This is a genomic window from Rheinheimera mangrovi (assembly GCF_003990335.1).
Classification (GTDB): domain Bacteria; phylum Pseudomonadota; class Gammaproteobacteria; order Enterobacterales; family Alteromonadaceae; genus Pararheinheimera; species Pararheinheimera mangrovi.
Window position 1 is genome coordinate 3,065,199 of the sequence record NZ_CP034683.1, and the last position, 12,732, is coordinate 3,077,930.

Consider the following 12,732-nt stretch of genomic DNA (forward strand, 5'->3'; position numbering starts at 1 on the left):
AGATGGAATTAGGTTTAGACCTCTGGGTAGTCGCCGCTTTATGCGCAGTCGCTTTAGTCGCAGGTTTTATTGACGCTGTAGCCGGAGGCGGTGGCTTACTGACTGTCCCTGCACTACTGACCGCAGGTTTACCGCCTCATCTGGTGTTAGGCACCAATAAACTGGCTGCGACTTTTGGTTCCATTACAGCCTCAATCACTTATTACAGACGCAAACTTTTTGATCCTGCGTTTTGGCGCACGGCGCTGATATTCACTGCTATTGGTGCCATTTGTGGCACTTTAGTGGTGGATTTAATTAGCAAAGAATGGCTGGAACGTATCATTCCGTTTTTTATCGTCATCGCAGCTTTATACAGTTTAGTGGTAAAAATGCAGCCAGACGACCAATTGACCCTGCCGGAACAAACCCCTAAACACTTCTGGCAGCAAAGAGCCCAGGGCTTTACCTTGGGGTTTTATGATGGTCTGGCGGGCCCTGGCACAGGTTCGTTTTGGATGGTGTCGACCATGGCCTTGTATAAAATCAATTTGCTTTTGACCAGCGGCGTGGCGCGTTCGATGAATTGTGTCAGTAATGTTTTTGCGTTAGTGACATTTGCCTGGTTGGGTCATATTTATTGGGCTTTGGGTTTAGCCATGGGTGCTTGTTTAATGCTCGGATCCTATTTTGGTGCCCGTTCAGCGATACGTTTTGGCAGTAAGTTTATCCGGCCGATTTTTTTAACTATGGTTTTAGCTATTACCGCCCGCTTGTTATGGCAAGCCTGGAGCAATGGATGAAAGACTTATTGGCTGCATTGGAGCTACAACTGAAGCAACTAACGCAGCAAGCTAAAACCATAGATGGCAAACAAAGTAGCTGGCAACAAAAAGCTTGGTTTGATAGCGACTTATTTCAATCCCACTCGCCTTTTTTAACCGACTATGTGTTAGAAGCCGAAGCCATGCTCAAACGCCTGAAGGCAAGCACAGAGCAGCGCACCAGCTCAGCCCAAGCCTTGGCCGCTAAACTTAGCGCCCAAATTCAGGCATTAAGCCGGGCATTTCAAACCAAAGACTTACGTTATTTGCCTGGTAAAGTCAAAAAGCACGCCGTTTCCCCAAATGCTTCAGAACAAGCTCAGGCTATGGTTGGACAATTACGTCGCTCCACTCAGGAGTTGTATCAACAGCTCTCTGAATATCAGGGTTTTGAAAGGCGTTTGCTGGATATGCTGGAACTGGAACAACGCCAGTTGTCCGGAGGTTCAGCGGATACCAGCGCCGACAGAGTACTGGCCATACATGCCCGTTTAGGTCGTTGCCGCAAAGCCTTAAGCGAATTAGAGGTAGAAATTCAGTGGTCAGAACAAAACCGCCGGGGCTGATCTATCACCCGATTTACAGTCAGCTCGAACTGCCCTTTAAACACCGCTATCCGATAGGTAAATATCAGGCTTTGTATCAAGCCTTGCTCGAGCTGGGTGTGCTGGCCGAGCAGTTCACGTCATCTCAAGTTGCCAGCGTTGAACAGTTATTATCAGTACATCAGGCTTTTTATGCAGAACAGCTAATCTCCGGTCAGTTGGATACTAAGGCGATGCGTCGTATAGGTTTTCCCTGGTCGGAACAATTGGTAACCCGCTCTTTAACTTCGGTTGGTGGCACAGTGCAAACGGTTCAGCTTGCACTACAGCAAGGTTTAGCTTTGCATTTAAGTGGCGGTTATCACCATGCTTTTGCTGGTGAAGGCAGTGGCTTTTGCTTATTTAATGATTTAGCAGTGGCAGCACGTTACGCCTTAACTCAAGGCGTGGATAAAGTGCTGATTTTTGATTGTGATGTGCATCAGGGCGATGGCACTGCCGCCATTTTTTCTGATGAGCCAGCTATCATTACCGCCTCTTTGCATGGCGAAAAGAATTTTCCATCCCGCAAACAGCAATCCAGCTGGGATTTAGGTTTGCCCACGGCCTGTGCCGACGACGAATACCTGGCAGCAGTAAAACAAAGTCTGGATTATTTGTTACGAATCTATCAGCCGGATTTAGTGATTTATGATGCGGGCATTGACATTCATCAGCAGGACGATTTAGGGCTTTTACATATCAGCACAGCAGGAGTGGCCAAGCGCGATTGGTATGTATTGAACGAATGTCACAAGCGCGGTATTCCGGTTGCTGCCGTGATAGGGGGTGGTTATCAGCGAGATCTTGAGGCTTTAACTCAAATTCACCTGCAACTGTTTTATGCAGCCTTTCAACTCAGCGGACTGCCATTACCTGATACAAACCATTGGTTTCATGCCCTTCGAACCTGAATTGAAAGACGGGCGGGTTGTAGGGACCGCGGCTTGTCCCGGCCCATCAACGGGCCCCGCGGTATCCATAGACGGGCGAGGATAAACCTCGCCCCTACAACTCAAATCTGCTGTGCGCCTGAGAAATAAAACCCCAGCTGTTTACGCACAGCCAAAGGCAGTTCAGGTAAATCCGATTTTGGCAGTAAGAAAGTAGCCATATGGAATAAATCGGTAAAAATGCGGTTTTTCTCCGTGGTGCGTTTTAAATAATCATGGCCCGAAGAACCGCCGGTACCAATTTTAGTTCCCAGCATACGCTGTACCATCATGGCGTGTTTGTAGCGCCATATCGTCATATTTTCGTCTATTTCTGTCAGGCAGGTTAGCACCTGAAACGGCAGGTTAAACACAGGTTCTTCCTGATACAGGGTAATAAACAAAGCGGCCAACATAGCGCGCTGGCTTAAGCGGAAGCTCCCCTGTTGTTGTAGTTCAGCGTATTTGTCTTTATCCAGCAAAGCCGCAAACTTAGCTCTGGTATTGATGATTTCTTTCAGCTGCATTTCACGTTCATGTTCAGCAATCTGTTCAATAGACAGCACAGTGCTTTCATCTTCGTTCAGCATTTTTTCTGTTGCGCTTTGGTACATCTGCCAGAAGCTGAAGTCGCCGAACTGTAAAAATGGCATACGTTCCAGCCACTTTTCGACTTGTTCAAATAAGCTCGGTTGAGTTTCCAAACCTTCTAAAAACAGCCGGTCTTTTTCATTTAAGCGACTGTAAAAGGAGTTTTTATCAAAGTCGATGCGGTATTCACTTTTTAAACCCAGACCAATTTCCAGCATCTTAAATTGCACACTCTGAAAACCAGAAGCTGGCACTAAGTAGTCGCGGAAGGACATAAAGTCCTGAGGTGTCATGGTTTCCATTACACCAATTTGCTGGTTCATTAACTGTTGAATGGTAATGACCCGCTTCAGCTTATGCACCACTCCTGTTAACTGCTGATCTTTGACTTCATCACCAGCAAAAACCGCCAAGACGGCTTTTAGTTCATGTAGTACTTGCTTAAACCATAATTCGTAGACCTGATGCACCACGATAAACAAGGTTTCATCATGGGCTTCATTGGCATACTTTGCGCTTTCAGGGGCCTGGGCTGTTAAAATTTTGTCCAGTTGCAGGTAGTCACCGTAGTAACAAGGGGTTGTATTCTTTTGCATTTTTTTAATCTTAGGCCATGGCCTGTTATTTTGACCGCGCTATTCTATCAGCACGACCAGAAGTTAACATCTGCTGGTAGCGTTTTATAACCGAACTGATTATGCTTAGGCTCAGTTAAGTAGTCAGCGGCAGGGGCACAAAGCTCAGGCACACAAGGAGTAACAGATGAAGTTAGATGACGATATCCATAACTATTACGAAAAACTTCTGTTGGACCATTTAGTTGAGCTACGTCTGGATGATGAGTACGACACCGAATATCTGGCCGATTTATGCTGCATAGTGCTGAATCAGTTACCGCCTAAGTACATTCGTTATGAAGTGGATATGGCGTTTTACCTGCCTCAGACCGAACGTTTTGAAATGGTGATGAAAGTGCGCGAAGCTGTTGCCAAAGCCAAAGGCTTCTTAGACACCCAACGTGACAAAAAATAAGACTCCGGCTTTATCTGATGCGCCCCTTGAGGTGCAACTTGCAGTGGAACTGATCCTGTTGCTTGAGCAACAGGATTTGCCAACAGAAATAGTGCTGGCTGCTCTGACCATAGTACAACGCGATTTCCAGAAAAAACTGGCAAAACCTGTTAAACAAGCTGATTAATTTCTTATTTATCCTGAGGCTGTATGCTGACCCATTCCATTACCTTGTATCTGGCCACAGTATTGATTTGGGGCTCGACCTTTTTTGCTATTAAATTTCAACTCGGTGATGTGCCTGAAATGTGGTCTATTGCCTATCGTTTTGGTTTAGCAGCTTTGTTGCTCTGGTTCTGGTGTCTGTGGCGTAAGCTGCCACTGAAATTTAATCGCCACCAGCATGGTTGGATGGCACTGCAAGGCTTGTTTTTATTTTGTTTAAACTACCTGCTGATTTATCTGGCCACCTCTGATTTAACCAGCGGTCTGATCGCAGTGGTGTTTTCCAGCATAGTGCTGATGAATATACTCAACGGTGCCTTGTTTTTTGGTCGTCCGATTGAAGTTAAAACACTGCTGGGAGCTTTGTTAGGTATCTTCGGTATAGCCTTTGTATTCTGGCCGGAACTGGCAGGATTGGAGAGCAACGGCTCGGCTTTTTGGGGTTTAGTACTGAGTATTGCCGGTACTTATATCGCCTCACTTGGCAATATGCTCTCATCAAAAAATCAACAGCAGCAATTGCCTGTGGTGCAAAGTAATGTGTTTGGTATGACCTACGGTGCGATTATGATGGCCATACTGGCCTTAGTTCAGGGCATCATGCCGGTTTTTGATAGCAGTCTTAGTTTTAACTTGTCTTTGTTGTACTTGTCATTATTCGGCTCAGTGCTGGCCTTTGGTGCTTACCTGACGCTGGTGGGTCGTATTGGTCCAGCCAAAGCGGCTTACACCATGGTGTTATTCCCTATTGTCGCTTTGGGCATATCCACCCTGTTTGAGAATTACCACTGGAGCTGGTCTGCCCTGATTGGTGTTTGTATTGTTGCGTTGGGAAATTTAATTATCTTGTTGCCTGGCGCGCAACTAAAACGCCTTGCCAGGCTTTCATAAGCTGTCACCACTCTTCGTGTTGCTAGAGTTATTAAATCTGACTATACCTAAAGCAGTGTTTCTTTATCAGAGAACGCAAAGCATGCGATGGATAGTCAGCCTTTTGCTCTTCTGTATAAGTTTTGAGCTTCAAAGCCAAAATTTACGGATCATCACTGTAGTCGAGCCGCCAGCCAGTTATCTGGATAGCCATGGTCAACTGACAGGTTTTTCGGTCGAAGTGGTGCAGGCAATTCAGCGCAACCTGGACGACAAAACTGTGATTGAAGTATTGCCTGAAGCCCGCGCTATTCATATTGCCCGCACTGAACCTAACGTACTGCTATTCAGCTTTTCCAGAACACCCAAACGAGAAGATGAGTTTTATTGGGTTGGGCAGTTAAGTGTTAAAGCCTGGTCTGTTTATGCTTTAAGTTCTAATCCTGTACAAATTCAATCACTGGAAGAGTTACGTAAAGTGAAAGCCATTGGTGTTGTTCGCGGTGATATAAGGGAAGAATGGTTGACTGAGCAAGGCTTTAGAAATCTACACCCATCGGTTAATCACCAGCAGAATATGCACAGGTTACGCTCTGGCCGGTTAGATTTAGTAGCTTACGAAAGTCAGGGTATTCAGCATTTGTTATTAGAAGAAGGGCTCGATCCGCAGGATATCAAACCCGTCTATCAGCTAAAACGCTCCGATGTTTATTTGCTAATGTCAAAAAAAGGCACTGATATAACTTTGCTGGAACGCTGGCGTCATGCAGCGAACAAGCTAAAAGCCAGCGGCGAACAGCAATTTATCGCCGAGAAATGGCAGATGATACTGCGGCACTACCATGGCGTTGAAACTCAAACACTAAATGGCGTTATGGTTTTTCCATAAGATACCAGATAGCAGCGATATACAAGCTTTAGCCAGCAGAGCTTTAGTATCAACAAAGCTTGGAGCCGTTGAATAAACTTAAATATTGATCCCGCTCAATTTTTATAAAACAGGCGCTGGTTATTGGCAAAACTTTATGGCAGTCTGGCTCGATATTTCCGTCAGGATCTTTGCTGCAATGTTAAGCACATCAGATTTAGTCTCTCGTATTCAAAAACTTATGTCATCTAATTCATTGGAGGAAGCTCGCCCTCTTTGTGAGAACCTTCTCAGACAGGAACCCAATGATATTTATGCATTAACTACATTAATCCAAATCGACTTGACTCAGAACAACTACAATCAGGTTATTTTTTATTGTGAAAAACTACTGGCCATTCAACCTGCTAACCTACAGTTACATCAAGTCTTGGCCCGCAGTCTGGAGCAGTTATCAAGTTCAGACCCTTCAGGCTCGTCTTTAGCCACAGTGCTGGAAAAACTGCCTGGGGCCTATTCCAGTCGTTTGTTGTATGGCAGAGCATTGGAATTACAGGGAGATATGTTTGGCGCTGGCCGTCAATACCTGAAGGCAGTTAAAACAGCTCAGGCTAAAGGATTCTGGTTAAATGAGGCATCCACAGCACCCTGGTGCCGCCAGTATGTCGCGTATGCTCTTGGCTTTATCAATAAATACAAAGTAAACCTGGGTTACCAGTGGCTTGAGCCTTTATGGCAAAGATTCGGCAAAACCGAGATGGAGCGGGTCACTAAAGCTATACAAATGTACACTGGCGAGCGGCCCTTAGTGCTGGCTGATCCAAGACAACAACCCAACTATTTGTATGTACCAGATTTACCTCTGACTCCTGTTTTTGACCGTAATGTTCTATCTTTTGCTGAGCAATACGAAAGTGCGACCACCAGTATTCAAGCTGAACTGAAACAACTGCAAGAGCAATCGAAGGATTTCAAACCCTTTCAGGAAGGCGAAGAAGGAAAATCATTGACCGCAGGAGGGGCATGGGATGCCTACTTCTTCTACCGTCACGGCAAGACCTACACTGAGCATTTAGCACAATGCCCTGCTACTGCTCAGGCCCTGAGCCAACTTCCCTTAGTTCATATCAGGGAACATGCACCTGAAGTCTGTTTTTCTATCATGCAACCACATACTCATATACTGCCGCACAGAGGGGCAACAAACAGCAGAGCCGTATTGCATCTGGGTCTGGATATCCCGGATCATTGCAGACTTAATTTACCCGGTATTGCTGAATTGAGTTGGCAGGAAGGCAAAATATTTGCGTTTGACGACACCTATCTGCATGAAGCCTGGAACAAAAGTGACAACACCAGAGCCGTCATACTGGCAGATATCTGGAATCCTTATCTGCGCGAAGAAGAGCAAATAGCTCTCACCGAATTGATAGAACAGATTGGTTTGCTCAATCAGCAAACCAAAGCTGTGCTTTCTTAGTCTAGCTGGCGCAGTTGGGATTTCTCGCAACTGCAAACAGCGTCAGATTTGACCCATGTAATCTTTTTTACCTACTTCAACACCGTTGTGACGCAACAAAGCATAACTGGTGGTCACATGGAAATAAAACTGAGGTAAACCATACTGGGCTAAATACTGACTACCGGTAAAACGTTTTTCCTTTGGAGTACCTGGGCGCAATACAATTTCTTTGTCCGCAGCGTTGGCAAATTGCTCTGCCGTTAAACTATCCAGAAAAACCAGAGTTTTATCCAAACGTTGCTGCAGTTCGGCAAAAGTCTGTTCATTGTCTTCATAGCCCGGAACCTCAACACCAGCTAAACGAGCCGACACACTTTTGGCAAAATCAGCGGCAATTTGCACCTGACGTACCAGCGGAAACATGTCAGGGTATAAACGTGATTGCAATAATACAGCGTCAGCCAGATCTTTCTGTTGGCTGAACTTTTCAGCTTTAGCTAACAAGTCTTTTAAGCTGGTAAGAAACTGTTTAAATACCGGCACTGACGCGCTGTAAAAAGATAAACTCATATTATTTGCCTCATTCAAGCCATCCTGCCCTTTGCAAGATCTGCTCTTTGAAATGGGGGTGCACAAGAGGATTACAAGGCTTCTAGCTGATGAAACAATAAATCACAGCTTTGTTTTAACTGAAGTAACTGCTCTAAAGGCATACCTGACTGCTGAAAAATGCTTATAGGAATATGGCTCGCCTCTGCCTTTAGTTTTTTTCCCTGCTCGGTCAGAGCAATCTGCACCACACGTTCATCCTGCTGGCTGCGGGTTCTGCTCACTAAACCTTTGCTTTCCAGCCGCTTTAATAAAGGGGTTAAAGTACCAGAATCCAGATGTAGTTTTTCACCTAATTCTTTGACGTTCAGCTCGCTCTGCTGCCACAACACCAGCATAGCCAAATACTGTGGATAGGTTAAATCTAGAGGTTCCAGCAGCAGACGATAACTGCGTACCAGCCGGTGGCTGGCGCTGTACAGTGAAAAACACAGTTGCTTTTCCAGCACTAAATAATCTTCGTTCTCTGCATTCATGGCCTTGCCTGACTCAATTGAATTGTGTGCAATATACTTGAGTTCAGCTCTAAAATCGAGCTTATGGACCTAACCAAAAATCAGTTGCCAGAAACTGGGGCTACGGTGTTTATGATATTTTTTTCGCAGATCATCCATTTTTACCAGTTGTTGTTGTGCACCAGCTAAATCATTTTTCTCCAACAGCAATTGAGTCTGATCAAGCTCTATCGCTAATTCTTTCAGTCCTTGCTGATACAACTCTGATTTTTCCGGCTGGAATTGACCTTGTTGCGCTTGCTGCAACTGGCCTTCAAAACTGGCTAAAGCAGCCGTCATTTGTTCGACGGATTGCGCTTCTTTGGCTTGTTTAAAACTCAGCGCCATCTGCTTCATGGTTTTTTCCATATCCACATCACTTGCAGATACAGAGCTACACAACAACAGACCACTTAACAGCACAGACATTACTACTTTCATCAGGAATCCTCTTAAAAAAACGGCCTTATTATAAGCAAGTTCGGCCCTCGTGCAGTGCTTTTCTGAGCTATGATGCTGCAACTTAAAGTCAGACAGAGAAAAGACACCGATGAAACTGCCGATTTATCAGGTCGATGCATTTACCAATCAGCTTTTTAAAGGCAATTATGCCGCAGTTGTGCCATTAACACAGGCCATCAGCAATGAGCTGATGCAACAGATTGCCACCGAAAACAACCTGTCGGAAACCGCTTTTGTACTGCAGCTTGCTAAAGATCATTATCAGATCCGCTGGTTTTCTCCTGTCACTGAAATTGATTTTTGTGGTCATGCCACTTTAGCAGCTGCTTTTGTGTTGTTTGCTCAAAGCGACAGTACAAAGCTTCGCTTCAGTACTTTAGCTGTAGGTGACTTGGTAGTCAGCAAGCAAGCTGATCACTGGATCCAAATGGATTTCCCCAAACGCCCTGCCAGCCCCGTTATAGCGCCAGAGGCACTGCTTGCCGGATTATCCATAGCTCCGGCTGCAGTTTTGCAAAGCGCTCAGGCTTATTTTGCGATTTATGAAAATGAGCAGCAGGTGAAAGAATTAGCTACAGAGAGTGCTGAACTTAAAAAGCTTGCACCTTATGATGTTGTAGCTACGGCTCCTGGCACAAACTATGACTTCGTTTCCCGTTATTTCTGGCCAGCCAATGGTGGCGATGAAGATCCGGTGACCGGCTCTATCCATGCTGGGCTCGTGCCTTATTGGGCAGAGCAATTGGGTAAAAACCAGTTGATGGCATATCAGGCGTCTAGCAGAGGTGGTGTATTGGCGTGTGAATTAACTCAAGACAGAGTACTGGTATCAGGTCAGGCTAAGTTGTATCTGCACGGTGAGATTTACCTGTCGTAACAGGCTAATCAGCAGGGCAACAGGCTTTGCCCTGCTGTGAATGTCAGTTTAAATCGCGGGCAAAATACTACTTAACAAGCCTATCAGAGCACCAAACACACCGCCCCACACAACCAGCCAGCCTAAATGCTGGCGGATCATCTGTTGCACTATGTCTTTCACCATCTCTGGTGTCAGCTCGGCTAAACGCCCTTCGACTACTGCAGCAATTTTAGGTTGCAGCAAATCAATAGTATCGCCCTGATGCAGTTGGTTTTTGATGTGCTGTTGTACTTCAGGACTATCGGCCAGCTCTGCTAAGGAACGACTTAAATTCTCAATAAAAGGTTCTTTCAGTGGCACAAGCATCTGCGCTCCGCCAAACATCGCCAGCATGCCACCCAAAGAGGATTTTTGCACTGTTTCAAGCAACGCATCAAAAGCAGGAGATAAGTCGATAGCCTGAATAACCGGAGCCAGTTTTAAGCTGACGGCATCCTGATCATGCTGCTCAGCAAGCAAACGCTGCAGGTTTTCTTTACTGAAAAACTGCCCCATGATCAAATCATAAATACCTTGTTTAAACTCAGTAAAACGCGCAGGAATGACACCAGAGCCATAAAGCAAAGGTACTTTTTCAAACAGCATATGAATAGCCAGCCAGTTGGTCACGGCACCGGAAAAAGCAAACAATCCCATAGCCCATAACCAGGGCAGCGCGAAAAACCAGCCACAGGCCATTATCACCAAAGACAACAGATTGGTTATAAAACTCTTATTCATCAAAACTCCAAACAAACAGCAGAAATGGCGGCGATTGTAATCAGTGTACAGAAGAACAACAAGAGAGCAGATCACAAAGCCTGCGCCCCTCTGTCATTTCAGTTACAGAGGGGTACAGGCCTTATCTGCATCGACCAGCTTACACCTGAAAGGCTGCAGCCATTTGTTGTAACGAACTGGCCAATTTAGCCTGTTCAGACACAGTCGCAGATAATTGTCGGCCGCCTTCGGCTGCATGCTCGGTTTGATCGCTGATATGCTGGACGCTCAGCGCAATTTGTTCAGCAACTGTTGCTTGTTCTTCCACTGAAGCACTGATTTGAATAGCCATAGCGCGGATTTGTTCAATAGACTGAAAAATACCAGACATCGCCTGACTAACAAACTCGCTTTGCTCCAGGCTGGAACTGGCAAGTTGTTCACTTTGCTGCATAGAGTTTGTAACCGCAGACATATCCAGTTGAAATTGACTGACCATACTCTGAATTTCTGAAGTAGATTGCTGAGTACGTTGCGCTAAAGATCGCACTTCGTCAGCAACTACAGCAAAACCACGACCTTGCTCTCCGGCCCTTGCAGCTTCTATCGCCGCATTTAACGCCAGTAAGTTAGTTTGTTCGGCAATAGCACGGATCACTGACACCACTTCATTAATTCTCTGGCTGCTTTGATTCAATTGACCAACCTGAGCGGCCACATGATTTAACCTGCTGACCACCTGTACTACCGCCTGATGGCTTTGCTCTACTCTTTCATTCACATGAGCAGTCAGTTGATGCGTATCTTCTGCCGCTGCTGAGCTCTGGTGTACATGAGAGGCCACATCCTTCACCGAAACACTCAGTTGTTCAACAGCAGAAGCCACTGTCAGTGTTTCTTCATTTTGTTTGTGTAAGGCGTCCGCATTATGATCCACAGTAGCAGCTGTTTGCTCTGCCACGGCAGAGAGCTGCACACTGGCATGCAACAGTTGATCTACAGTACTTCTGAATTGCTGCAGCATTTGATTCAAGGCTACTGCAATCTGGCTGAATTCATCCCGGCCCCATTGCGGTGCTGTCACGCGCAAATCTTTTTGCAGAGCAGATTGTTGCATCACCAGCACCAGCGTATTCACTTGCATCACTAGCCCCCCGATCACTTTCCAGGCTAAAAAGCTCACAAGCATCAGCACCAGCAGGTTCAGTCCCACTAACCAGATAAAACTTTGATAGCTTTGCTGATAACTCTGACCAGCCAGCTGCATTATTTGCTCTGTAAGTTGCTGCTCCATCAGTTTTAACTGATTAATACGGGTTGTAGATAGTTCAAACCACCGCCTGGGTTCAACAGTCAATTGTTGCTGCATCGCCTGCTGGCGGATACTTAACATTTCACTAAATGACGATTGCTGATTGTCCAGCCACTGTACTTGTTCTTTGGTAGCAAATTGCTGAAATAGTGAGAAAAACAGTTGCTGCTCTGCATTATTGCTCAGATAAGAAGCAAAGCTCTGCGGAGTAAAACTGCCTTTTGTCAGCGCCGCATTTAACTGCGCCCGTTCTAATCCGGCACGTTCTTTCGCTTCACTCCAGCTATAAAGGGAGTTCAGAATGCCATTCAGCTGCATGTCAGTATTAAACTTCAGGATTGATGGTGCTATAGATAACAGCTGCTGATTTAACTCACTGTAGTAGCGGATCATCGCAGCTACAGTGAGATTTTTACTGCTTACTTGCGCCCGGTTTTGCGATAAGTTGCTAAGTCTGGATTCTATTTGTTGCAGCAGAGTGAATTGATCTGTGCTCTGGAAACTTTGTTGGCTTTGCTTTAATTGCTGCAAAAACATTTGAAGTTGCAGATCCACTAATGCCCGTTGCTGAGCAAGTTCCGCAGGTAAATCCGGCAGCTGACTATTCAGAAAACCTGCACTTAAGCCCCGTTCTTTTTGCAGTTCATGCACCAGGTCCACCGCCTTTACCAGCACAGTCATTTGCTCTGTGACCGCATTACTTTGCCGGGTTTGTTGCCAGCGCCCGATCGCCTGCTGACTAACAAACCAAAGTAATAATACAAACAAAGGCAAAACTAACACCAATAACCTGAATTGGATTTTTAAACTCAGTAACATCATGTATCTCCCTTTTGGTGATGATCCTTTGCCTTTTCCACTGCACCTTTGAGCCAAAACAAAGATTTATTC

15 protein-coding genes are annotated in these 12,732 nt (G+C 45.6%); 9 read left to right on the plus strand and 6 right to left on the minus strand.

Going from position 1 to position 12,732, the window contains the following annotated elements; genetic code table 11:
- Positions 1 to 2 precede the first annotated feature (2 nt).
- Genes EK374_RS13760 through EK374_RS13770 form a run of 3 tightly spaced genes read left to right on the plus strand, consistent with a single transcriptional unit; the run spans position 3 to position 2,301 of the window.
- Complete coding sequence (locus tag EK374_RS13760) at positions 3 to 782, plus strand: sulfite exporter TauE/SafE family protein (RefSeq protein WP_127024687.1); 780 nt, start codon at positions 3 to 5, stop codon at positions 780 to 782.
- Positions 779 to 1,369: a primosomal replication protein PriC gene (gene priC, locus EK374_RS13765; RefSeq protein WP_164731881.1), complete on the plus strand. Its 591-nt coding sequence runs from the start codon at positions 779 to 781 to the stop codon at positions 1,367 to 1,369. The genes EK374_RS13760 and priC overlap by 4 nt, the downstream gene beginning before the upstream one ends.
- On the plus strand, positions 1,342 to 2,301 hold the full coding sequence (locus tag EK374_RS13770; protein WP_127024692.1) for a histone deacetylase family protein: 960 nt from the start codon (positions 1,342 to 1,344) through the stop codon (positions 2,299 to 2,301). The genes priC and EK374_RS13770 overlap by 28 nt, the downstream gene beginning before the upstream one ends.
- Before the next feature lie 101 nt (positions 2,302 to 2,402).
- Here the strand turns inward: EK374_RS13770 and EK374_RS13775 are convergent, their stop codons facing one another.
- Positions 2,403 to 3,506 carry a tryptophan 2,3-dioxygenase family protein gene (locus EK374_RS13775; protein WP_127024695.1) on the minus strand — a complete coding sequence of 368 codons (1,104 nt, stop codon included), beginning with the start codon at positions 3,504 to 3,506 and terminating at the stop codon, positions 2,403 to 2,405.
- Positions 3,507 to 3,672: 166 nt separating this feature from the next.
- Here EK374_RS13775 and EK374_RS13780 point away from each other — a divergent pair, with 166 nt between their 5' ends.
- From EK374_RS13780 to EK374_RS13800, 5 genes are all read left to right on the plus strand, one after another.
- Positions 3,673 to 3,942, plus strand: coding sequence for a late competence development ComFB family protein (locus EK374_RS13780; protein WP_127024698.1), 270 nt, complete (start codon positions 3,673 to 3,675; stop codon positions 3,940 to 3,942).
- Positions 3,929 to 4,108 carry a DUF2496 domain-containing protein gene (locus EK374_RS13785; protein ID WP_127024700.1) on the plus strand — a complete coding sequence of 60 codons (180 nt, stop codon included), beginning with the start codon at positions 3,929 to 3,931 and terminating at the stop codon, positions 4,106 to 4,108. The genes EK374_RS13780 and EK374_RS13785 overlap by 14 nt, the downstream gene beginning before the upstream one ends.
- A 23-nt stretch (positions 4,109 to 4,131) precedes the next feature.
- Complete coding sequence (locus tag EK374_RS13790) at positions 4,132 to 5,037, plus strand: DMT family transporter (RefSeq protein WP_127024703.1); 906 nt, start codon at positions 4,132 to 4,134, stop codon at positions 5,035 to 5,037.
- A gap of 82 nt (positions 5,038 to 5,119) precedes the next feature.
- Positions 5,120 to 5,905: a substrate-binding periplasmic protein gene (locus EK374_RS13795; protein ID WP_127024707.1), complete on the plus strand. Its 786-nt coding sequence runs from the start codon at positions 5,120 to 5,122 to the stop codon at positions 5,903 to 5,905.
- A 178-nt stretch (positions 5,906 to 6,083) separates the two neighbouring features.
- Positions 6,084 to 7,364 (plus strand): aspartyl/asparaginyl beta-hydroxylase domain-containing protein, encoded by a 1,281-nt coding sequence (locus tag EK374_RS13800; RefSeq protein ID WP_164731882.1) that lies wholly within the window; start codon positions 6,084 to 6,086, stop codon positions 7,362 to 7,364.
- 42 nt (positions 7,365 to 7,406) lie between these two features.
- Here the strand turns inward: EK374_RS13800 and EK374_RS13805 are convergent, their stop codons facing one another.
- The 3 genes from EK374_RS13805 to EK374_RS13815 form a co-directional block, all read right to left on the minus strand.
- On the minus strand, positions 7,407 to 7,916 hold the full coding sequence (locus tag EK374_RS13805; protein WP_127024713.1) for a DUF1993 domain-containing protein: 510 nt from the start codon (positions 7,914 to 7,916) through the stop codon (positions 7,407 to 7,409).
- A 71-nt stretch (positions 7,917 to 7,987) separates the two neighbouring features.
- Positions 7,988 to 8,431, minus strand: a complete 444-nt coding sequence (locus EK374_RS13810; RefSeq protein ID WP_127024717.1) for a MarR family winged helix-turn-helix transcriptional regulator — start codon at positions 8,429 to 8,431, stop codon at positions 7,988 to 7,990.
- Positions 8,432 to 8,500: 69 nt separating this feature from the next.
- On the minus strand, positions 8,501 to 8,890 hold the full coding sequence (locus EK374_RS13815; RefSeq protein WP_127024720.1) for a cytochrome b562: 390 nt from the start codon (positions 8,888 to 8,890) through the stop codon (positions 8,501 to 8,503).
- A gap of 109 nt (positions 8,891 to 8,999) precedes the next feature.
- Here EK374_RS13815 and EK374_RS13820 point away from each other — a divergent pair, with 109 nt between their 5' ends.
- Positions 9,000 to 9,788, plus strand: a complete 789-nt coding sequence (locus EK374_RS13820; protein ID WP_127024723.1) for a PhzF family phenazine biosynthesis protein — start codon at positions 9,000 to 9,002, stop codon at positions 9,786 to 9,788.
- A gap of 48 nt (positions 9,789 to 9,836) precedes the next feature.
- On the opposite strand, the gene EK374_RS13825 is transcribed toward EK374_RS13820, so the two are convergent.
- Positions 9,837 to 10,550 (minus strand): DUF445 domain-containing protein, encoded by a 714-nt coding sequence (locus EK374_RS13825; RefSeq protein ID WP_127024726.1) that lies wholly within the window; start codon positions 10,548 to 10,550, stop codon positions 9,837 to 9,839.
- Positions 10,551 to 10,689: 139 nt separating this feature from the next.
- On the minus strand, positions 10,690 to 12,663 hold the full coding sequence (locus EK374_RS13830; protein WP_127024728.1) for a methyl-accepting chemotaxis protein: 1,974 nt from the start codon (positions 12,661 to 12,663) through the stop codon (positions 10,690 to 10,692).
- Positions 12,664 to 12,732: the final 69 nt, after the last annotated feature.

What these genes read in the sequence shown, in the direction of transcription:
- EK374_RS13760 (WP_127024687.1), top strand. Translation starts at nt 3, where the DNA reads ATGGAATTAGGTTTAGACCTCTGGGTAGTCGCCGCTTTATGCGCAGTC.
- EK374_RS13810 (WP_127024717.1), bottom strand. Translation starts at nt 8,431, where the DNA reads ATGAATGCAGAGAACGAAGATTATTTAGTGCTGGAAAAGCAACTGTGT.
- EK374_RS13825 (WP_127024726.1), bottom strand. Translation starts at nt 10,550, where the DNA reads ATGAATAAGAGTTTTATAACCAATCTGTTGTCTTTGGTGATAATGGCC.
- priC (WP_164731881.1), top strand. Translation starts at nt 779, where the DNA reads ATGAAAGACTTATTGGCTGCATTGGAGCTACAACTGAAGCAACTAACG.
- EK374_RS13820 (WP_127024723.1), top strand. Translation starts at nt 9,000, where the DNA reads ATGAAACTGCCGATTTATCAGGTCGATGCATTTACCAATCAGCTTTTT.
- EK374_RS13830 (WP_127024728.1), bottom strand. Translation starts at nt 12,663, where the DNA reads ATGATGTTACTGAGTTTAAAAATCCAATTCAGGTTATTGGTGTTAGTT.
- EK374_RS13805 (WP_127024713.1), bottom strand. Translation starts at nt 7,916, where the DNA reads ATGAGTTTATCTTTTTACAGCGCGTCAGTGCCGGTATTTAAACAGTTT.
- EK374_RS13780 (WP_127024698.1), top strand. Translation starts at nt 3,673, where the DNA reads ATGAAGTTAGATGACGATATCCATAACTATTACGAAAAACTTCTGTTG.
- EK374_RS13800 (WP_164731882.1), top strand. Translation starts at nt 6,084, where the DNA reads ATGTTAAGCACATCAGATTTAGTCTCTCGTATTCAAAAACTTATGTCA.
- EK374_RS13790 (WP_127024703.1), top strand. Translation starts at nt 4,132, where the DNA reads ATGCTGACCCATTCCATTACCTTGTATCTGGCCACAGTATTGATTTGG.
- EK374_RS13815 (WP_127024720.1), bottom strand. Translation starts at nt 8,890, where the DNA reads ATGAAAGTAGTAATGTCTGTGCTGTTAAGTGGTCTGTTGTTGTGTAGC.
- EK374_RS13775 (WP_127024695.1), bottom strand. Translation starts at nt 3,506, where the DNA reads ATGCAAAAGAATACAACCCCTTGTTACTACGGTGACTACCTGCAACTG.
- EK374_RS13795 (WP_127024707.1), top strand. Translation starts at nt 5,120, where the DNA reads ATGCGATGGATAGTCAGCCTTTTGCTCTTCTGTATAAGTTTTGAGCTT.